We start from the raw sequence: 18,672 nt of genomic DNA, 5'->3' as shown, positions 1-18,672 counted from the left end.
ATCTGCTGTTAGTATAGCGAAAATGACCTAAAAGGGCTAGGGCAGAATCATACAAACTTTTGAACTGTTTCTTGTCAATCTGACGAAAAAGCAGTGGCAGCAGGGGATCTCCTCTCGTTTATGAACATTCCCTGCAGTGATTTTGCCTGAAAAAGATGGATAAACCAGTCACATTTGCACAAAAACAGGTAGTAGATGTTCAGACCGCAGCCGTGCAGGGTCTCATAATTGCCCTGGCCTTTGGAGAAAATCACGTCTGCGCTTTGCAAAAGCTCCTGCGCATGGGCGCTGATTCCATGGAGCCAGGTGCCGCCTACATCGCTGCCGTTTCCCAGTACCGGGACAAGATCCGTGAGTCCGCAAAACTCTGCATCTTCCATGGTGGCGTCGTTTCCAGCCGGCAGACCGCGTACCAGTGCCGTGATCCGCACATTGGGAAACGTTTTCTTCAGAACCGAAATGGCAAGCTTATCCAGGACGATTTCGCCGCAGTTATCGGTAATATATACAACATTGGCAGCTTTTTTCATATCCTGGCAAAAGTTTTTGTACTCCTGTTCATCCAGAGTATCTTTGTTTTCGCTTTTGATAAGGGCAAGGGCAGTCTCTTGGCTGACCTCCGGAAGTGCTGCGAAATCGATGTAGTTGCCGGTGCGGGCATAGATCAGGGCAGTTTTCAGCGGATCCGCAGAATAGCGGATGGTGGAGCGAAGTTCCTCCTCCAGATCCAGCATAAGCTGGTCATATTCTCTGTTGATCTGGGAAAAATCCTCCATAGGGACGCCCCAGAAGGAGCAGTAAAATTTTTTCAGTTCCGTGGAAATGCTTGGAACACAGTCGCCTTCCTTTGGATTGTCGAAACGGCGGCGGATTGCTTCCATATATTGTTTTTTCCTGTCTTCATCATCAAAGTGACGAATCTTCGCTTCCTGCTTGCGAAGCTGACAGTTCATACAGCAGGGATTCAGTTTCATAGGGCCCTCCTTTTGGAAAAATGTGTGGTTAAAGGTCAAAAAAGTGGGAAAAATGATTTTTTTGTTATTATTATAGCAGAAAATAGAGCGGGAGAGTAGCAGTTTGTGCAGATAAAATATAAAAAACAGAGATGAAGACTGTATGTTTTACCCTGGAAAACATATCAGTACCCATCTCTGTATAGATAGAGTGTGTTTGAAATTGGGTTATTTTACCGCGGATTTCGCAAATTCAGTAGTAACAAGCTGTTCGTAATCTACTCTTTCAGAAAGCTCGCCTGCACTTTCCAGAATGTCCTGGAGAAGTTCGAAGCTGTCCTGTTCAAATACCAGATTGTCTTTCCAGGTGTCCTGTTCATAATAGCGGGTGACGATGATGGTGAGAGTATCCAGATCGGTTTCCGGGAACTGCGGTGCGATTACCTGTGCAATTTCTTCAGGAGTGTGGCTTTGCACGTAATCCATTCCCTTCTGAAGGGCGGTTGTAAAGCTTTGGATGACCTGGGGATTTTCATTGAGAAAGCTGGTTTTGGCGCTGTAAGAGGTGTAGGGGACGTATCCGGAATCTACGCCAAGAGAGGCAACCACATAGCCAGCCCCTTCTTTCTCAAGGGCGGTAGCGGAAGGCTCGAATTCCACTGTGAAAGCAGCAGAAGCATCACCTGTAAAAGCCGCCGCTGTGGAACCAAAGTCAATGCTCTGGTCGATTTCCAGATCTGCTGCCGGGTCAATGCCGTTGTTTTTCAGAATATATTCAAAAACCATTTCTGGCATGCCGCCTGTCATCATTATTACTATGTAAATAATCATCCGATAGTTGTTTCGCAGTGGTTTCTGGTGATAAATCCGGCAGATAGTCTTTGGTAAACTGTGCTATTTCTTCTTTTGATTTTATAATATTGTATGGTTTTAACGGATTATCTGTGGATTCAAGAATACCAAGTCCCTTCATCAGTTCAATATATGGAAGTATACTCTGTTTTGTTTTCTTGAATCCCAAATCAGTAATATGCTCTGACAGATATTTTGCAGAAGTAAACTCACGTTCATCCTCAACAATCAGTTTCATCACAATGGCAATAATGGTATTTTCTCTGCGGTTCATTTCATCGGCAGGACTGTAACGGATCAGATTGGATAATCCATATTTCAATGTAATTTCCGGCATTCCATCTTCGTCTACCACAATTTTTTCAATCAGAAGTTCAATATCTCTTCGGTCAAGACTTCCACCAGCAATGATTTTATCTACCACTTCAAGAGCATTCTTCAGTTTATCCTTTACATCTGGCGTTTCTATGGCAGTTTCATTCAGTTCCTTAATCTGCATTTCCAATCCATGAATCTGAGCAAACAAATCCTTCTGCATAGAATCGTAAGTCTCGTTGATTAAATCTTCATTTCCCGCAGCGACCGCAAGATCTTTTACTTTCTGAGTAAGCAGAACTTTCAGTTGACTTTTTCGCTCATTGATAGCTGTGTGTAGTTCCTGCCGTTTTTCCTCTATTGTTTTCTTTTCTGCTTCAAAATCCTTTAAATCATAAGTGGAAATAACTTCACAGAGAGCATTTCGGCACATTTTGATATAGGTCAGAACATCTTCCATCAGGTCGTCTTCTTCAATTAAATGTGCCTTGGAACAATAACGTCTGCCTTTGGTATTATAAGTAGTGCAGATGTAATATTTCCGTTCCCTGCTGGAAGTCTGGCGTTTGATTGGCGTGAGGCGGCTGCCACAGTCCTTACAGAACAGACAACTGCCAAAAGGATTCGGAATTTCTGAACCTAACCATTGTCCCCGACTTCCCCGATAATTGGTACGGTTGCGTTTTTCCTTTAATTCCTGTACCAGAGTAAAAGTAGCCTTATCAATAATTGCCGGGTGATGATTCTCAAAAATACATTGTTCTTCCTTTGGCACACGTTTATCTTTGCCATGAACCGTATTCCTTGCACGTTTTTTTAGGCGAAAGGTACCAATGTAAAAATCATTATCCAGAATCTCTTTTACCATAGCATCAGACCATTTAGAAGCTACCTGTCTTTTGGACAATCTGCCTTCTTCTATTTCACGTTCACGCTGTATCATAGATGGAGTAGGTGCCCCATGTTCGGTTAAATATGTGGCAATCTTGCGGTAGCCGGAACCGGAAAGATATAAGTCATAAATTTGCTTAATGTATTCTGCTTCTTTTGGTACAATTTCCAGAACAGTTTTATCCTTTTCATTACGGCAATACCCAAACGGTGGTCTGGTAATCAGTGTTCCTTCTTTCTGTCTGGCACCTATGGCACGTTTGATTTTTTTACTGGTGTCTTTAACATATCGCTCATTAAACCATGTTTTAATGCCAATCGTATCGTCACTGGAATCCATAGAATCATAATTATCGTCAATCACAACCAGATGTTTTCCACGTTCCTGAAATTCATCCAGAAGCAACAGCACCTTTGCATTATGTCTGCCAAGGCGTGAAAAGTCTTTGACATATACAGTATCAATATCTTTATCCAGATCAGCCATCATCTGCTGAAATCCTGGTCTGTCAAAGATATAGCCGGAAATGCCGTCATCTTCATACCAGCGGTCAATAACCACACCATGATCTGCTGCATACTGGTTGATAATCAGCTTCTGATTCTCTATGGAAACATAATTCCTTTTATCATCGTCTCTGGAGAGACGGACATATCCTGCATTCATAGACATTCCTTTCTTTGAATGTAAATATATTCATTAAGCACAATGTAATTATATTATATATCTAAAATTTAAAAATGTATATAACAAAATTTTAAGATTCTTAGAAACAGATAGTGTTAGATGCGTTGTTTGATTGCGGAAGCATGTAGAATTTGATATAATTTAAAAAATAGAAACTTAACAAATCGGAATTGACAGAGGTAATGAAATGTTTGAAGAATTAGGAATTAGTTTTGGCACAGCACTAATTGTCTTACTTGCATTATATTTTATAATTAAGTGGGCGGTCAAAAATGGAATAAAAGAAGCCTATAGGGATATTACAGGGAAAATCACTGCCGAGGATATTGAGGCAGAACAAATATGTAATGAACTAGGTCTTAACGAAGAGGAAAAATAGTTAATAAAGAGAGGTGCATATGCTATGCCAGGTATACTCGTGGTCGAAGATGATGAAAATTTAAATCGTGGAATTACATTCTCACTGAAAAAATCCGGATATGAGGTTTTTTCTGCAGAATCAGTGAAAAAAGCGAAAAGAATTGCAAGTGATAATAATGTGGATGTTACCATTTGTGATGTGAATCTTCCGGATGGGAATGGACTGGAATTTGTAAGGTGGATGAGAAGCAATTATAATACATACATTATTTGCCTTACAGCGCTGGATCAGGAGATGGATCAGGTTATGGGATATGAAGCAGGGGCAGATGATTATATTACAAAGCCGTTTAGCCTTTCGGTACTTCTTTTGAAAATAGAAGCACATTTCCGCCGCAGACAGGAGAAAACGGAAGCCGGAAAGATGATTTCGGGAGATATCGTATTTATCGCAGGAGAAATGAAAGTCCTGATAAAGAGTCGTGAAATCAGTCTGACAAAAACGGAGTTGAAAATGCTGACTTTTTTTCTTCAGAATCCGAAACAGATTCTTTCAAAAACACAAATATTGGAAAATGTGTTTGATCTGGAAGGGGATTTTGTGGATGAAAATACAATCGCTGTCAATATCAGAAGACTCCGTGAGAAAATCGAAGACAATCCGGCTGCACCGGTCTATATAAAGAATATCAGAGGTCTTGGGTATATATGGAATCAGGAGGTAAGGCAGTGCCAAAGAGATATCGCAAGAAGATTACAGTAGTGCTCTCCTTGGTATTACCTGTCATATTATTGTTTGCAATATTAAATTGCTTTACCACGTATGTGTTTTATGAAGATTATAAATATAAAATGAATCTTATGACAGAGATTGCTGCAAAGGAAGAATTTTCCGGGCTGGATGCTGTTTCGGAATTGCTTAAGGATAAGGATATTGAAACTAACGAACAGGGAAGGCGATTATTGGAGCAATATGGATACTGGGGGAATAAAGGGAATGCATTTTATTCGCAATTCCGGCATCAGGTTATGGTGACCGGTGCTGTAAGCACTGTGATATGCGTGCTTCTTTTGACTTTTTTACTTTATTGGAAGAAAAAAGAAGATGCGTGTCATCAGAAAATTTTAGACCAGTTGGAAGAAATTCTGATCAGATTCCGTGAAAATAAATTTGATGATTTACTGAAAACGGAAAATCATGCAGAACTGGAAAAATTGAATGACCAGCTTGAAGCAATCGGACATCATATTCAGTTGATAAAGGAAGAAGCAAGGGCAGAAAAGGAGAACACGAAAGAAATGGTTTCTGATATTTCTCACCAGTTAAAGACACCGGTTGCAGCTTTGGATACATGTTTTAGTGTGCTGATGCAGAATGACTTAAGTGCCACAGAACAGGAGGAGTTTCGTATCCGTTGTCGGAGTGCTCTGGATGGACTGGAGACATTATTGCAGTCGCTTCTTGAAATATCCAAGATGGAAACTGGACTGATTCAGATTAATAAGAAAAAACTTCCGCTTATGGATACTGTCATATCTGCTGTGAACCGCACTTATCCTAAAGCGGATGAGAAAGAAATTGAATTCGTTTTTGACTATGAAAAAGAGCTGGAAACATGCACGATTATGCAGGATAAAAGGTGGCTTGGTGAAGCTGTGATCAACGTTCTGGATAATGCAATCAAGTACAGTCCGTGTGGTTCAAAAATATTTATCCGGTTACAAAAAAGAAACGATCTTGTAAGAATGGAAGTTGAGGATCAGGGAATTGGTATTCCGCAGAATGAGTATCACAAAATTTTTCAACGATTTTACAGAGGAAGTTCCAAGGAGGTCATGGAAAAGAGTGGTACAGGAATCGGACTTTTTCTATCGAGAGAAATTATCGAAAAACACGCAGGTACGATTACGGTAACCTCCGGCAAAAAGAAAAAAGGAAGCACGTTTGTGATTCAATTACCATATGTTGGTTAAATTTTAAGTGAGCAGAAATCTTACAATTCTGTAAGACTTCTGCTCGTTTTTTGAAAGTGAAATGAAAGATTGTCCTGATACAATTTGGATGTAGGATGAAAAATGACTATAAACAGGCAAAGAAAGCGTGCTGAAAAGGTACGCTTTACAGAATGAAAAAGGAGGCATCACATGAGTGTGATATTAGAAACCAAGCAGCTTTGTAAGTTTTATGGCGCAGGTGAGAATCAGGTCAAAGCGGTCAATCAGGTGGACATTCAGATTGAGCAGGGAGAATTTGTCGCAATTGTTGGAAAGTCAGGTTCCGGTAAAAGTACATTACTTCATATGCTTGGAGGGCTAGACACCCCGACAAAAGGCAGTGTTACTTTAGCAGGGAAAGATTTATACAGGATGAAGGAAGATGCCCTTGCTGTTTTCCGCAGAAGAAAAATCGGATTTGTTTTTCAGGCATTTAATCTGGTTTCATCTGTTAATGTCTGGGAAAATATTGTACTGCCACTGGGGCTGGATGGAAGAAAAGTGGATGAAGCGTATGTAAATGATATTATTGCAACTCTGGGGATTGAAAACCGGATTTATAATCTGCCAAATCAGTTATCCGGAGGACAGCAGCAGAGAGTAGCAATTGCAAGAGCACTGGTGAATCGTCCGGAAATTATATTTGCAGATGAGCCGACAGGAAATCTTGATTCTAAGACCAGTGATGAGGTAATCGCTCTGCTTAAGATGACAGCAAAAAAATATGGACAGACAATTGTAATGATTACCCATGATGACGAAATTGCACAGGTCGCTGATCGTATTCTGGTAATTGAGGATGGACAGGTGGTGGATTTTAGATGAAGACAATAAGCAGGATTGCATATAGCAATGGCAAAAAGAACAAGACAAGAAGTATACTGATCATGATGGCAATCTGTCTGACCACGATGCTGCTTGTTATCATCAGTACTGTGGGAAATGGGGTAATTCATTTACAGAAAAGTCAGGCGGCAGGATCATATGGAAGCAATTATGGTTTGTTTGTTTCCGCAGACGGGTCGCAGTTAAAAGAAGTAAACCGCCGTGCGGAAATAGATGCTACAGGCACTATGTGCACCGAAGGTATCATAAAAGGCAATGAAAAAGGCGGGTTTGTCTGCATGGATGAGACTGCAAGAAAAATGCTTCCCTATAATAAGGAATATGAGTTAAAGGAAGGAAAGTATCCGGTGGGAACGCAGGAAATTGCCGCAGGAAGAGCATTTTTTCGTGCAATGGGATATGATGATGTAAAGGTCGGAGATACGGTTACACTGGATTACCGCGCAGGGATGCAGTCAGAATATAAGCCGGAAGAATTTGTTGTCAGCGGAATCCTATATGATCGGGATGAGTATACCATCGAGGCATCTTATGTTGCTTTCGGGTCACAGGAGTTTTATGATGAGCACGTCGCAGAGAATGACAGACAGTATAATATTTATTTTACTTTAAATGATTCTGCAAATGTATCTATGAATAATATTGATTCGGTTATAAAGCAGATTGCAGCAGCTTGTGGGATCGAAGAAAAAAACGTTATAGTCAATGATCTCTATTTGCAATGGGTCTTGCAGCCGAGTTATGAAACAATTGCGGTATGCGGGGTTTTGATTCTTGCAATTGTACTTTTCTCTGTTGTGGTTATTTATAATATTTTTCAGGTCGGTATTGCCAACAAGATACAGGAGTATGGAAAAATCAAGGCTCTGGGAGCGACAAAAAAGCAGATGAAACAACTGATCTTCAGAGAGGGCATTTTTTTGACATTTTTTTCAATACCAGTTGGATTGCTTTTGGGCTTTCTGATTGCAAAATGCGGTTTTAACTGGCTGGTAGAACAGGGGAACCTTGTATCAACCGGAACTGGCTCTATGGGAGTTCAAAATCAGCAGGTTCCTCTGTTTTCCCTGCCTGTTATGCTTCTCTGTATTTTCGTATCATTTCTTACCGTTGCTTTGGCACTGCGTAAACCAATGAAAATTGTTTCACGGATTTCACCTATCGAAGCAACACGGTATTTAGAAAATGCAGAAACACAAAAAAAAGGAAAACGAAATGGCAGAAAAAATGTCACCGTGTTTTCTATGGCAATGGCAAATGTAACGGGTAATCCCAAAAGAACTATTGGTACTATCCTCACAATGGGTTTTTCTTGCGTATTGTTTGTGATTATCTCTAATTATGTGGGAAATATTGACACGGAGCATGAAGCACGTCTTTCCGTTAATCATGGACAATTTGAACTGCAGCTTGACTATTCTGCTGAGTATGATGAAAGATATCCGGAGAATAATCTGGATACGATTCTGACGGATGATCCATTGAATGATTCGCTGATTGAAGAAATCAAAAGCATTCCGGGAGTAACAGATGTCATGACGAGAGAGATTGTCTCTGTAAATCTGAACGGAACAAGATTTCCGGCTACTATTGTGAGTAAAAAGGATTTTGATTTTATGCGCCAAGAAGGGGATATTGGCTCTATGGACTATGATCAGGCGGTAAAGAATGGTGATATTTTCTTTGGCTGGTCAACGTGGATGGAACAAGATGGATATGCTCCGGGTGAATCCATTGCATTTGACTTTGAGAATGGAAGTGGAACCTATACCTATCAGGGAAAGATTGCAGGATCTTTTGTAAGTGCGGACACTTATCTTGTCATTCCGGAAGGTGTATATCGTTCCATGAATCTGAGAGGAACAGCCTATGGCTATCTGTGGGTGGACTGTGATAAAAAAGATGTGGCATCTGTAGAACAAAGTCTGAATACTTTGATTTCTAATACTTCGCATATAAAAATGGATACTTATCATGCGCAGTTACAATCTGCCGAATTTGCAAGCAGCATGATGAAGCTTGGCTGTTATCTGTTTATGGCTATTGTAGGACTCATCGGGTTTATGAATATGGCGAATACCATGATCATGAATATTACGACAAAAAAGCAGGAATATGGTATATTACAGGCTGTGGGTATGACAAATAAACAATTAAATTTATGCCTGCAGTTACAGGGACTGATTTTTACGGTTGGTACCATATGCGTAGCTTTGATCATTGGTCTGCCGCTCGGCTATGCACTTTTTTCTTATGCAAAACATAATGGAATATTTGGAATGAATATCTATCATGTTCCAATCGTACCAATTTTTATTATGATTTTTTTGGTCGGTCTGTTGCAGATTGTACTTTCCTGCGTTTTAAGCAGTAATCTGAAAAAGGAAACGCTGGTAGAAAGAATAAGGTATCAGGGATAGCAAGTAATATTCGCTGTACTAGGTCTTAACGAAGAGGAGAAATAGATAACTTCCATTTTACAGAAGAATTACGCAAAAAAGAAGCGGCGGCTCTGAAAACAAAAACTGGTTAAATTATACACTATCCCAGTGATTTTTAACCAGTGCTTTAATACCATCATGAATATTAGTGTTTGAATCTCCATCCAGAAATGTGACAACCCTGAAGCCAATATCAGCATATTTCTTACGTTCAGCTTCAAATTCTTCCTGTGAAGAAAAATCATTACGCCAAAGATAATACGTTGGCTTCCGCAAGGCTATCACATCCTTTCTTTTAAATTTTCTATAACTATCATATAAAAAGTGGACAGTTTTCGTGTCTGTCCACTTTAAAATAATTTTACCGTTCACGATCTGAATGGGTTAATTGTCCTCGTTTTGCCAGTTCCAGTATTTCTGGTGGAATACAATTCATCAGATTCTGGAGATTTTCATAGTCAGCTCTGAGCCTGGCATCATCCATTTTCTTTCGTATACTGCTGGACGTTGCTTCTTTTACCTGTCTGCTCAAATCCTGTGTCTGCCTTTTTAATGATACATTATCTGACTTTAAGGAACTAATCGTCTTATCATATTTCCGAACCTGTGTCTGAAAGTTCTCCATTGCGGGGAAAAACTTCTGTAAAAGTTCCACTGCTTTATCTGTATTTTTATCGGCATTAAAGAGATTTGTATTTTCCAGTAAATCCGTAATCTGCTTGGCCTGTCTGGTTAGATGTGCTGCTTCTTTGAAAAGTCGTGGTGGAATATGTTCATGCCCGGTCATGCTGGCGGCTTCTCCACGTTCCAGATCTGGATATTTTTCTACCATGTGTTTCCAGAACTCATCCTGCCACCAGGTCAGCTTTTTCTTATTTCCAAGAATCTCTTTTGCACAGAGCCTCCCATCTTGGGTTATCGGGACAAAGGAAAGGTGCATATGTGGAGTTTTCTCGTCCATATGCACCACAGCCGAAAGGATTGTTTTTGAATCTTGATATTTCTCTATAAATTCCAAAGCTGTTTGGAAATACGCTCTGACTTCACTCTTTTTCTTACCTTTGAAAAATTCTGGTGTGGCAGTAATCAAGGCTTCAATAACACGTACACTGTCTTTGCGTGTCCGGCATCTGTATTCTTCAATCAGTCGATTCGATTCTGCCCGGTACTTTCCGACTGGTTCAACCAAGTGATAATTCAGATTTTTTCGACTGTTATCTATATCCAGATTGCTGGCATATTTTCCTTTTTTCCGTTCATTATGTGCTTCAATATTGCTGATTTCAGGTCCTTTGTATTTTGCAAGCCTTAAAATGCCGTATTGTGCTTTCTGCATTTGTATCTCCTCCTTTCCGAAAAACAGGCTAATTGTCATGCTACTTCCGACAGCCAGCCTGAAAAATATATAATGTGTAATTTGCATTGAATCACTATGTACATACGTACCAGATTGTATTTTGTCTGAACTGCAATCATAGCATCTGAGAAACTTCGATTTTTTAATGCAGTCATAGAATTTTCTTCACACCAGAGCCGATAGCTCTCATACAGTTCCTTGGAACTTGCACTTGCTTCTGGCTGAAAACGAATGTATCCTTCTGATTCTAAAAACTCCAGTACATTGTTATTGTCTCGTTTCACATTTTCACGATTCGCCTTGATGCGGGGACTTTCTGTAAATTTAAAATCCTGACGGACTAACCGTTGTAGTCCTTCAAACGCCCAGAGAAAAATACTTTCGGCTTCATTCTTCATTTTTTCTGCCAGATAGGGATCATCTACACGATCAGTAGGTTTCTCCTTTGTTGTCAGTACTAATTGCCTTCGGTAAAATCCATCACTCCGGTCATACAATGCCTGCAAATCACCATTACTGAATGCAAGCAGTCTGGAAAAAAGACATCCCTGGTAACTTTGCTTTCCTTTACGTTCCAAGTCCATTTTCCCCTGAGCAGTAACAATGGATTTCACATAACTGGTCTGTTTCAGACTTTCGAATATTTCCCCACGAAGGGGCAGATCATCAGTAATCCGCCCCTCCGGAGTAAAAAAATGCATTGTTGGCAAAGAGTATTTTATGCGTATGGAGAAATTCCTCACAAAAGGCAGCTTCATTGATATTGGTTCCGTCAAACCAAACTGGATAGTTACTAAGCTGCTTCTTCATATGTATCCTCCTCATCACGAGGCCCTGAAAGATATTTCAAATCTTCCAGATAGCCTGTTTCTTTCATGGATTTTACAACTTCAAAACCTTCCTCTTCATCTGCAAAGGTCAGATAGTCTGCCAGATATTCGATATAACTCAGACTTTCATATGCTTCTTCAAATCGTTCGTCCATAGGTAAATCTGGTCGTTCTGGTGCATACAATGCTTTCCATTTTTCCAAACGATGAAGATATTCGCAAACCATTTTCTGACATTCACATAATTCTTTCTGTCTGTTCTTTGTTTCCATGTACTCTGGCTTTTTCAGAGCTGCTATTACTGGCAGATTATCTGGTGTAATACCAAAATCTACAGCAATTTTCTTGGCGGCTTCATAGTTACTCAGTCCGAATAGATTTGCAACAAACTGAATCACATCTCCGGTTGCACCACAACCAAAGCAGTAGTAATAAGTGGTATTCAGTTTCATACTTGGATGATGGTCATTATGAAATGGACAACAGATCATGTTGTTTCTTCCAATTTTCATGCCATAATATTCTGCAGCCTGTCCGACTGTTACAGTTTCTTTTATTGTTTCAAATAATCTCATTCTATTTTCCTCCTGATTTAAGTTTGAATTTAGAGCTGTGCCGTTTTATCCAGTTCCTTTCCAGACAGGCAACCCTTCTCGGCGCTGTGTCGTCTCTTTGTGAGCGCTCTTTTCGGATCAGAAAATCGTGGCGGTTTATAAAGTTCCGGAACGGTCATTTAGTTTTCAAGGTTCTGTCTGATCGATCATGTTGACAGTTTAGCATGAAAAAATCGTATCTTTAGGATCTTTGCAAAAAACGAAAATCACAGGTAAGATACGAATAAAAATTGCAAATTTGCATAGAGACAGATATAATTGAATTTACGCAGGAGGTGATAAAAATAGGAAAAGCAGATTCAAATATAAACACTAGTAGTTTTGCATGGCGTTTACATAATTTACGTGACAAGCATGGGTTAAGCCAAATGCAACTGGCAAAAGAACTTCATACAACAAGTTCTCAAATTAGCCGTATTGAAAGTAGAGTTACCGAATATCCCAGTATAGAAATTGTTATAGAAGCTGCCAAATATTTTCATGTTTCAACAGATTATCTGCTTGGAATCACTCAGATCACTTCAACCAAAAGTTATGATATATCGGAACTTGGACTGTCGGAAGAATCGGTAACGAGACTGATTACCAGAAGAATAGATGTAGATATTTTGAACCGATTATTGGAGCATGAAAATTTTCCAAAATTATGTATTATGATTCGGAATTATTTTGATGATACTATTGCTGAGGGCATCATGGCACGAAATAAGATGATTGATTTTGCCGTTGATCAACTGACTGATCTGATGACTGCGGAACCAGCAAAAAGAAAAGAGATTATAAAAGATAAGCAGTTTTTAAGCCTCACAGAAATTAGGCGCGAATGAAGCAGACATTGAAAAAATCAAGATTCAGTTTATGACAATATTGCGTGATATTAAATCTGGTATGGAGAAAAAAGAACCAACAAAAGCGGTTGCTACAGCCGAGGCCGTACAGATGATTCGGGACGCATTGCCTGATAAGCTAGCTTCCGATATTACAAGTACTGATTTAGCAAATGCAGTAGCTTATTATATGGGACAGACAACAGATCTGAATGATGAGGGACTTGCAATGGTGCAGAATTTGGCAAAATATATTTGTGACAATAGTGTACCTGAGAAGAATTCAGAGAATAGCTGACGTAAGCATAGATATACCTTTCTTCAAATGTGGCATCATCTGAATAACAGCATTGTTATACTAATATTCAGACTTAGTTCTGTTCTTTCAGGCAACTCCTTTACGGAGTACCTTTCAGCACAGAATGCCGGGAATTGGGGATAATCGCAAGAATATAGAATTTCTTCCCGGCAGCCACAATTTCATAAAGGTATAACACACTAGACTTTCCTGAGGGAAAATCGTGTGCCAAGGGGAGTGCCGCCCCTTTGGATACCCTTGCTTGAATACTGAGATTATTTGGCAGGCGTCGCGGCTCCTGCATCTCTTTTAATCCATAGGGTGTGTGGTTGCAACGAAATTTACCACCTCAAATAATCATGTAATTATCATAGTCGAAAATTGGACATCTGTAAACTAGATTTAGGTATTATATGAACAAAAAAATGATGTATAATATTCATAGATTACAACAATGTTAAGGAGAGAACGAATGAATTTAGAAATATATCAAAAATTGTGTGCTGAATCAAAAATTCTCTGGACACAGCATTGTTTACAGCGAATGCAGGAAAGAGATATCAGTCGTGCCGATGTAAAAAATGGAATTGCAACCGGTGAAATCATAGAAGATTATCCAGATGATTTTCCTAATCCAAGCTGTCTGATTTTTGGATATAATGTAAATGGGCAGATTTTGCATATTGTTGCAGGTTGTGATAATATAAATATATATATCATAACAGCGTACTATCCAGATACAAAGAAATTTGAAGATGATTTAAAGACTCGAAGAAAGAGGTGATGGATATGTGTATGTATTGTAAAAACAGTACAACAGTAAATAGTACAACAACACACGTCGTAAATTATAAAAATTGCATTATTGTAATTAAGAATGTTCCATGCCTTGAATGTGAGCAGTGTGGGGAAAAATATTATACGGACGAAGTTGCTGAACGACTTGAAACGATTGTAAATATGGCAAAGAAACTGATGCAGGAAATTGCTGTTATTGACTATCCACAGGTAGCTTAATAATTTTCTATATTTTTATTGCATTTTTTCTGAAAACACCGTATAGTATCAATCAGTGATCAGATTACAGATACTTGAGAAGCCTGTGATCGAGAGAGGGTGCCGAGGCCCCTCTCTTTTCTTTTATCTTTTCTTTGCACTATTCAACCCATCCACCCAATTACACAAAATTACAATCGTCTCATAATTTACATTGATATATGCATGCCACCTTTACGTCCACCAAGAACTTTCTTGCCTTTTAGGTCCTCCCATTTAAAATCAGGCATTTCCTCCCTGGCCACCAGGAAATTTCCAGCTCTCTGGGTGAGCTGTGCAAAGTTCACGGCCGGGTCGGTGGCACCTTCCTGATAGGCATAAATGGATGCCTCAGCCCCCATAAATCCAATATCTGCTTCACCAGAGATTAGTGCTGTCAGAACCTTATCTGCCCCAAATCCAGTCACCAGTGTCAGATCCAGCCCTTCTTCTGCGAAGTAGCCTTCTTCAATGGCCACATACTGCGGCGCATAAAAAATAGAATGCGCAACCTCATTCAGAGTAACCTTCGTAAGCTCTTTCTCCTCATTTTTTCTCGCAGTCACTGTAAACGGCAGCGCCGTCACCGCCAGAACCACTGCCGCCGCAGCCGAAATCCATTTTTTATTTCTCATGCAGATGAACTCCTTTTTTGACTTCTGGTTTTAGGATATGCAAAAGGCACTCAAAGGGTTCAAAATAGAACAAATATACAGAGAGAAGTGAAAATACTACATTGTTATGTAATCGGCTATCACTTTACCGCTTGAAAGTAACGATTGTTTATGGTGAGTTGCAGCTAACTCATAAATACAGGAGGCACTATGATCAAGGTTACGAATTTATCAGAAAAAGAATTACGGGAAATTGGTCTTCAAACGGTACATCTGGTTCGTGAAGTATATCGCAAAAGGCGGGGACAATCTTGAAGCAATTATGAGAAAGCAAAAGCGGAAGTATGTAGTGGTCCAGCTTCTGGCAATTCCGGAAAAATACCAGCACCAGGGCCATATGCGCCAAAAGATTGTTTTCCATCGCCAGTTTCATCATAGATTTTTCTGACGGCCATCTGTCCATTACACAAACAGCTGCCAGAAGCCTGACCAGAAATCTCTTGCACCATCCCTACAGCACCCTTTCGAATCCCGAATGCGCATACCCCCATCAACAAAATGCCAAGTATCAAACCTTCCAACAGTACTTGTGCGATCATACTCTTTCTCCTTCTTCTGCTGGATCATTTTTCGCTTGCTTTGTCCGGTTAGTTTTATCTTACTTTTAGTTTAGCACACTCTTATATAGAGCTGCAACCGGAAGTTTGCGGTACCGAAAACAAAATTTTTGACTTTCCAGTGGATTTATGGTAATGTGGTTAGTAGTATCTAACGAAAAAAATAAACGTGAAGGAGATGACTGCTATGACACCGGAAGAATATAAAAAACTCTCTATCAAAGAATTTACGCAGGCCGCAAAAGTCTATGACAGCGGACATGCTGGTATTTATGAAATGTGCAAGGATGATTACCCACCGATTCTGGCTGAACTGAAAAAAGAAGAGTTTCACGATGTGCTGGACTGCGGATGCGGAACAGGACCGATGATTGAGCTGCTTCATGAAAAATACCCGGATAAACATTATGTAGGGCTTGACCTCACCCCCGAAATGATCCGTGTGGCTCAGGCAAAAAATCTTTCCAATACGGAATTTCTCGTAGGCGACAGCGAAAATCTGCCTTTTGCAGAGGGTTCTTTTGATGCAGTTATTTGCTCCAACAGTTTCCATCACTATCCGAATCCCCAGGATTTTTTCAATAGTGCATATCGCGTTCTGAAAAAAGGCGGCCGCCTGGTTCTGCGTGATTATACCTCATCTGATTTCGTTGTCTGGCTGATGAATCATCTGGAAATGCCGCTGGCAAACCTGGTTGGACACGGCGACGTAAAAATACATAAAGCTTCTGAATTCATCTCCATGGCACAGAAGGCTGGTTTCATCGTGCTGACTATGGAGAAGCAGAAAGGCTTTCGGGCGCATCTTGTGGCACGGAAATAAGTATTCGTTGGTTCAAAAAAGAGGGCGCTTCGGCGCTCTCCTTGACTTTCCCATTATATTGAAATATATACAAAAAATACTGGCAGGATGCTTTCAAACACACCCATGATCAATATGAGAACCGCTATAACAGCCATTCCGCTTCCCATTACTCTGCATAATTTTTTCTCGTTATATTTTGCCTTTTCTTCTTTGGAAGCAGTATTGTATCCGGAAATAAGCCAGCTTCCACGCCCCAGAAGCAAAACTATGGAAAATACTGCAAATACTATAAAAGCAATCCATACAACCCAGTCTGGTCCCGCCGAGATATCTTTTAATTTCATTCGCAGCACCTCCGCAATTCTGATTTTACAGTATTTAAACAGGTTCTAAAGTATTTGGCAAAATTATAGCAGTTTCTATCTGGTTTTACAATACAAATATGGTACTATGAATTCCCTCCCATTTGCATCTCTGAAAACCCTTCTTATTTCCCACCAGTTAAAAAAATTGAAAATTACTTAACAACAATTCAATTGTCCCCTGCCCGCAATCCTGTTATGATTTACTTACAAAAGCTTTTGCTGTAACTGATTTTTATATATGATGATGTCACCGGCTGGTGACAAGTTCGTTTAGAGGAGATAACAGGAATGGACATTGGAAGTGTAATTAAGAAATACAGGAAAGAATCCGGTTTCACCCAGGAGGAGATGGCAAATCGGTTAGGAGTGACCACGCCGGCTGTGAATAAGTGGGAGAACGGCAATTCGAAGCCTGACATTGATTTGTTGGCGCCCATTGCAAGGCTGCTTCATATTTCCCTGGATACGCTGCTGGCTTTTCGGGAAAATCTTACAGATGCTGAGATTGAAGAACTGATCCGGGAAATGGAAAAAATGTTTTCCGAGGAAGGCTATGAGAAGACCTATCAGTGGGCAGTCAACACCATAAACGAGTACCCAAACTGCAATCTGCTCATCTGGCAGATCGCGGTCATGCTGGATTCCAGAAGAATCCTGGGAGAGTGCGAGAATCCGGACAGGTATGATGACCAGATTAATTCCTGGTATGAACTGGCGCTGAATGATGAGAACGAGAGCATCCAGCACCACGCAGCGGATTCCCTGTTTGGATTTTATTTAAGAAAACAGAACTACGAAATGGCAGAAAAATATTTAAACTATTTTTCCGACTATGACCCAATGAAAAAGGTAAACTGGGGCAGACTCTATATGGAGCAGGGAAAAACAGAAGAGGCATATGAAAAGCTGGAGAATGCTGTTTTTTCAGAATACACCACCTTAAATCTGGCTTTTTCCATTATGACAGCAAAGGCTCTTAAGGAAAAGAACGGTGCATACGCAAGATTTCTGGCGGAAAAAATGTGTACTCTGGCTGCTGTATTTGACATGGGAAAATATAACCAATGTGCCCCTTTGCTTAATATTGTAACTGCAGAGAAAAATGTGGAAGATACCTTCCAGGTAGCAAAGCAGCTTCTGGAAAATGTGGACACCATATGCGATTTCCGGGAATCCAGGCTGTACCAGCACATGGAATTCAAAACCGCCGAAAACCCATACACCAGGGAAATGGAAGAAAACCTGCTGACATTATTCCGGGACGGAGAGGACTTCTCCTACATGAAAGGCTATGAACCCTGGGAAAAACTGCTCGGTAAGTCATAATACTTATATGGTGTAAAAAAAGAGATTATCCGGGAAAAGGAACGCTTCGCCGGATAATCTCTATCGCCGGAATAAGCGTAGCCGCAGGAGAAGTTTTTCCATTGTATTTCAGATAAACCTTCTCATTATAATACCAGTCAGACTGAAGAATCTTGGTGATCGCATTATTTAATTCCGCGTACAGTTCCGGGCTTTTCTTGCTCACTCCCAAATAATAAGGAGAATATCCGATTTTCAAAATGGAATTCCAGAGATACTTGGAAATCTCTTTTTCTGCAACTGTTGTGGAAACAATGGCGTCCAGCTTGCCGCTGTTCATATCAGCGTACCGTTTCTCACTGCTTTCAAATAGGTCCACCTAAATACTTCCTTTATTGATTCCCATCCGGCATAATAGGCGATTTGCTGAAGATATTCATAGCCATATCCGGATTTGGGGGCATTTCCTTCTCCTTCCTGATAACCTGGATAAATCAGATAGCCAACGCGAACCTTTTTCAGTCTCTGGCCCGGTGTGTCATCAGCGTCTGCAGCCTGTACCCCTGCGTCAACAAAAGTCTGCAAGGATTTTGGAGTATTTTAGTGACGTGCAAAATTTAGATGTACAGTTTCTGACAACACTGCTATAATGAAACTGATAAAA

At 40.1% G+C, this 18,672-nt stretch carries 22 protein-coding genes and 2 pseudogenes; 11 read left to right on the top strand and 13 right to left on the bottom strand.

The features are described 5' to 3' along the window. Nucleotides 1–74: 74 nt before the first annotated feature. The 3 genes and pseudogenes from OCV70_RS04500 to OCV70_RS04490 all read right to left on the bottom strand — a co-directional run bounded on the left by OCV70_RS04500 (nucleotide 75) and on the right by OCV70_RS04490 (nucleotide 3,678). Nucleotides 75–974: a damage-control phosphatase ARMT1 family protein gene (locus tag OCV70_RS04500; RefSeq protein WP_021926215.1), complete on the bottom strand. Its 900-nt coding sequence runs from the start codon at nucleotides 972–974 to the stop codon at nucleotides 75–77. A gap of 207 nt (nucleotides 975–1,181) precedes the next feature. Next, nucleotides 1,182–1,754 (bottom strand): annotated as a pseudogene (locus OCV70_RS04495) (ABC transporter substrate-binding protein); the annotation flags it as partial. Then, a complete protein-coding gene (locus OCV70_RS04490) occupies nucleotides 1,729–3,678 on the bottom strand; it encodes a recombinase family protein (RefSeq protein WP_173765220.1) in 1,950 nt (649 codons plus the stop codon). The gene OCV70_RS04490 and the pseudogene OCV70_RS04495, both read right to left, overlap by 26 nt. A gap of 208 nt (nucleotides 3,679–3,886) precedes the next feature. Here OCV70_RS04490 and OCV70_RS04485 point away from each other — a divergent pair, with 208 nt between their 5' ends. The 5 genes from OCV70_RS04485 (at nucleotide 3,887) to OCV70_RS04465 (ending at nucleotide 9,320) form a co-directional block, all read left to right on the top strand. After that, complete coding sequence (locus tag OCV70_RS04485; protein WP_173765222.1) at nucleotides 3,887–4,078, top strand: DUF6019 family protein; 192 nt, start codon at nucleotides 3,887–3,889, stop codon at nucleotides 4,076–4,078. Between the two features lie 24 nt (nucleotides 4,079–4,102). Next, the gene (locus OCV70_RS04480) at nucleotides 4,103–4,822 is read left to right on the top strand and encodes a response regulator transcription factor (RefSeq protein ID WP_173765224.1); all 720 of its coding nucleotides are present in this window, start codon (nucleotides 4,103–4,105) and stop codon (nucleotides 4,820–4,822) included. Next, a complete protein-coding gene (locus tag OCV70_RS04475; RefSeq protein ID WP_195587133.1) occupies nucleotides 4,768–6,033 on the top strand; it encodes a sensor histidine kinase in 1,266 nt (421 codons plus the stop codon). Before OCV70_RS04480 ends, OCV70_RS04475 begins: the two co-directional genes overlap by 55 nt. Before the next feature lie 171 nt (nucleotides 6,034–6,204). Continuing rightward, the gene (locus OCV70_RS04470) at nucleotides 6,205–6,879 is read left to right on the top strand and encodes an ABC transporter ATP-binding protein (RefSeq protein ID WP_006426335.1); all 675 of its coding nucleotides are present in this window, start codon (nucleotides 6,205–6,207) and stop codon (nucleotides 6,877–6,879) included. After that, nucleotides 6,876–9,320 (top strand): ABC transporter permease, encoded by a 2,445-nt coding sequence (locus OCV70_RS04465; protein WP_173765261.1) that lies wholly within the window; start codon nucleotides 6,876–6,878, stop codon nucleotides 9,318–9,320. Before OCV70_RS04470 ends, OCV70_RS04465 begins: the two co-directional genes overlap by 4 nt. Nucleotides 9,321–9,434: 114 nt before the next feature. On the opposite strand, the gene OCV70_RS04460 is transcribed toward OCV70_RS04465, so the two are convergent. The 5 genes from OCV70_RS04460 to OCV70_RS04445 form a co-directional block, all read right to left on the bottom strand. After that, the gene (locus OCV70_RS04460; RefSeq protein WP_173765347.1) at nucleotides 9,435–9,626 is read right to left on the bottom strand and encodes a hypothetical protein; all 192 of its coding nucleotides are present in this window, start codon (nucleotides 9,624–9,626) and stop codon (nucleotides 9,435–9,437) included. 76 nt (nucleotides 9,627–9,702) lie between these two features. Further along, on the bottom strand, nucleotides 9,703–10,677 hold the full coding sequence (gene mobV / locus OCV70_RS04455; RefSeq protein ID WP_173765262.1) for a MobV family relaxase: 975 nt from the start codon (nucleotides 10,675–10,677) through the stop codon (nucleotides 9,703–9,705). Between the two features lie 35 nt (nucleotides 10,678–10,712). Then, nucleotides 10,713–11,276, bottom strand: a complete 564-nt coding sequence (locus OCV70_RS04450; protein ID WP_334292261.1) for a hypothetical protein — start codon at nucleotides 11,274–11,276, stop codon at nucleotides 10,713–10,715. Between the two features lie 88 nt (nucleotides 11,277–11,364). Beyond that, complete coding sequence (locus OCV70_RS19320) at nucleotides 11,365–11,508, bottom strand: hypothetical protein (RefSeq protein ID WP_330385683.1); 144 nt, start codon at nucleotides 11,506–11,508, stop codon at nucleotides 11,365–11,367. Next, nucleotides 11,492–12,103, bottom strand: a complete 612-nt coding sequence (locus tag OCV70_RS04445; RefSeq protein ID WP_173765263.1) for a CHC2 zinc finger domain-containing protein — start codon at nucleotides 12,101–12,103, stop codon at nucleotides 11,492–11,494. Before OCV70_RS04445 ends, OCV70_RS19320 begins: the two co-directional genes overlap by 17 nt. 314 nt (nucleotides 12,104–12,417) lie before the next feature. Between OCV70_RS04445 and OCV70_RS04440 the strand changes: the two genes are divergently transcribed. From OCV70_RS04440 to OCV70_RS04425, 4 genes are all read left to right on the top strand, one after another. Beyond that, nucleotides 12,418–12,969 carry a helix-turn-helix domain-containing protein gene (locus OCV70_RS04440; protein WP_173765264.1) on the top strand — a complete coding sequence of 184 codons (552 nt, stop codon included), beginning with the start codon at nucleotides 12,418–12,420 and terminating at the stop codon, nucleotides 12,967–12,969. Between the two features lie 31 nt (nucleotides 12,970–13,000). Beyond that, the gene (locus OCV70_RS04435) at nucleotides 13,001–13,267 is read left to right on the top strand and encodes a hypothetical protein (protein WP_117853268.1); all 267 of its coding nucleotides are present in this window, start codon (nucleotides 13,001–13,003) and stop codon (nucleotides 13,265–13,267) included. A gap of 472 nt (nucleotides 13,268–13,739) precedes the next feature. Continuing rightward, the gene (locus OCV70_RS04430; RefSeq protein ID WP_173765266.1) at nucleotides 13,740–14,051 is read left to right on the top strand and encodes a DUF4258 domain-containing protein; all 312 of its coding nucleotides are present in this window, start codon (nucleotides 13,740–13,742) and stop codon (nucleotides 14,049–14,051) included. A 5-nt stretch (nucleotides 14,052–14,056) separates the two neighbouring features. After that, nucleotides 14,057–14,284, top strand: coding sequence for a type II toxin-antitoxin system MqsA family antitoxin (locus tag OCV70_RS04425; RefSeq protein WP_021925096.1), 228 nt, complete (start codon nucleotides 14,057–14,059; stop codon nucleotides 14,282–14,284). Nucleotides 14,285–14,487: 203 nt separating this feature from the next. Here OCV70_RS04425 and OCV70_RS04420 read toward each other — a convergent pair. Beyond that, nucleotides 14,488–14,937, bottom strand: a pseudogene (locus tag OCV70_RS04420) (ABC transporter substrate-binding protein); the annotation flags it as partial. Nucleotides 14,938–15,236: 299 nt separating this feature from the next. Beyond that, nucleotides 15,237–15,515 carry a hypothetical protein gene (locus tag OCV70_RS04415; protein ID WP_173765090.1) on the bottom strand — a complete coding sequence of 93 codons (279 nt, stop codon included), beginning with the start codon at nucleotides 15,513–15,515 and terminating at the stop codon, nucleotides 15,237–15,239. A gap of 205 nt (nucleotides 15,516–15,720) precedes the next feature. On the opposite strand from OCV70_RS04415, the gene OCV70_RS04410 reads away from it, so the two are divergent. Then, complete coding sequence (locus OCV70_RS04410; protein ID WP_173765270.1) at nucleotides 15,721–16,356, top strand: class I SAM-dependent methyltransferase; 636 nt, start codon at nucleotides 15,721–15,723, stop codon at nucleotides 16,354–16,356. Between the two features lie 53 nt (nucleotides 16,357–16,409). Here the strand turns inward: OCV70_RS04410 and OCV70_RS04405 are convergent, their stop codons facing one another. Next, nucleotides 16,410–16,682, bottom strand: a complete 273-nt coding sequence (locus OCV70_RS04405; protein WP_173765272.1) for a DUF3784 domain-containing protein — start codon at nucleotides 16,680–16,682, stop codon at nucleotides 16,410–16,412. 309 nt (nucleotides 16,683–16,991) lie between these two features. Between OCV70_RS04405 and OCV70_RS04400 the strand changes: the two genes are divergently transcribed. Then, nucleotides 16,992–18,029, top strand: coding sequence for a helix-turn-helix domain-containing protein (locus tag OCV70_RS04400; protein WP_021925102.1), 1,038 nt, complete (start codon nucleotides 16,992–16,994; stop codon nucleotides 18,027–18,029). Nucleotides 18,030–18,054: 25 nt separating this feature from the next. Here OCV70_RS04400 and OCV70_RS04395 read toward each other — a convergent pair whose 3' ends face one another. Together OCV70_RS04395 and OCV70_RS04390 are read right to left on the bottom strand one after the other, a co-directional pair. Next, nucleotides 18,055–18,387, bottom strand: a complete 333-nt coding sequence (locus OCV70_RS04395; RefSeq protein ID WP_147343008.1) for an amino acid ABC transporter substrate-binding protein — start codon at nucleotides 18,385–18,387, stop codon at nucleotides 18,055–18,057. Then, entirely contained in the window at nucleotides 18,345–18,593 is a 249-nt protein-coding gene (locus OCV70_RS04390; RefSeq protein ID WP_021925104.1) for a hypothetical protein, read from the bottom strand. The genes OCV70_RS04395 and OCV70_RS04390 overlap by 43 nt, the downstream gene beginning before the upstream one ends. Between the last annotated feature and the right edge of the window lie 79 nt (nucleotides 18,594–18,672).

It is taken from the genome of Blautia acetigignens (assembly GCF_025566865.1).
Lineage (GTDB): Bacteria > Bacillota > Clostridia > Lachnospirales > Lachnospiraceae > Blautia_A > Blautia_A acetigignens.
This window is presented reverse-complemented; position numbering and strand designations above follow the sequence as displayed.

What these genes read in the sequence shown, in the direction of transcription:
- OCV70_RS04500 (WP_021926215.1), bottom strand. Translation starts at nt 974, where the DNA reads ATGAAACTGAATCCCTGCTGTATGAACTGTCAGCTTCGCAAGCAGGAA.
- OCV70_RS04490 (WP_173765220.1), bottom strand. Translation starts at nt 3,678, where the DNA reads ATGAATGCAGGATATGTCCGTCTCTCCAGAGACGATGATAAAAGGAAT.
- OCV70_RS04485 (WP_173765222.1), top strand. Translation starts at nt 3,887, where the DNA reads ATGTTTGAAGAATTAGGAATTAGTTTTGGCACAGCACTAATTGTCTTA.
- OCV70_RS04480 (WP_173765224.1), top strand. Translation starts at nt 4,103, where the DNA reads ATGCCAGGTATACTCGTGGTCGAAGATGATGAAAATTTAAATCGTGGA.
- OCV70_RS04475 (WP_195587133.1), top strand. Translation starts at nt 4,768, where the DNA reads ATGGAATCAGGAGGTAAGGCAGTGCCAAAGAGATATCGCAAGAAGATT.
- OCV70_RS04470 (WP_006426335.1), top strand. Translation starts at nt 6,205, where the DNA reads ATGAGTGTGATATTAGAAACCAAGCAGCTTTGTAAGTTTTATGGCGCA.
- OCV70_RS04465 (WP_173765261.1), top strand. Translation starts at nt 6,876, where the DNA reads ATGAAGACAATAAGCAGGATTGCATATAGCAATGGCAAAAAGAACAAG.
- mobV (WP_173765262.1), bottom strand. Translation starts at nt 10,677, where the DNA reads ATGCAGAAAGCACAATACGGCATTTTAAGGCTTGCAAAATACAAAGGA.
- OCV70_RS19320 (WP_330385683.1), bottom strand. Translation starts at nt 11,508, where the DNA reads ATGAAGAAGCAGCTTAGTAACTATCCAGTTTGGTTTGACGGAACCAAT.
- OCV70_RS04445 (WP_173765263.1), bottom strand. Translation starts at nt 12,103, where the DNA reads ATGAGATTATTTGAAACAATAAAAGAAACTGTAACAGTCGGACAGGCT.
- OCV70_RS04435 (WP_117853268.1), top strand. Translation starts at nt 13,001, where the DNA reads ATGACAATATTGCGTGATATTAAATCTGGTATGGAGAAAAAAGAACCA.
- OCV70_RS04430 (WP_173765266.1), top strand. Translation starts at nt 13,740, where the DNA reads ATGAATTTAGAAATATATCAAAAATTGTGTGCTGAATCAAAAATTCTC.
- OCV70_RS04425 (WP_021925096.1), top strand. Translation starts at nt 14,057, where the DNA reads ATGTGTATGTATTGTAAAAACAGTACAACAGTAAATAGTACAACAACA.
- OCV70_RS04415 (WP_173765090.1), bottom strand. Translation starts at nt 15,515, where the DNA reads ATGATCGCACAAGTACTGTTGGAAGGTTTGATACTTGGCATTTTGTTG.
- OCV70_RS04410 (WP_173765270.1), top strand. Translation starts at nt 15,721, where the DNA reads ATGACACCGGAAGAATATAAAAAACTCTCTATCAAAGAATTTACGCAG.
- OCV70_RS04405 (WP_173765272.1), bottom strand. Translation starts at nt 16,682, where the DNA reads ATGAAATTAAAAGATATCTCGGCGGGACCAGACTGGGTTGTATGGATT.
- OCV70_RS04400 (WP_021925102.1), top strand. Translation starts at nt 16,992, where the DNA reads ATGGACATTGGAAGTGTAATTAAGAAATACAGGAAAGAATCCGGTTTC.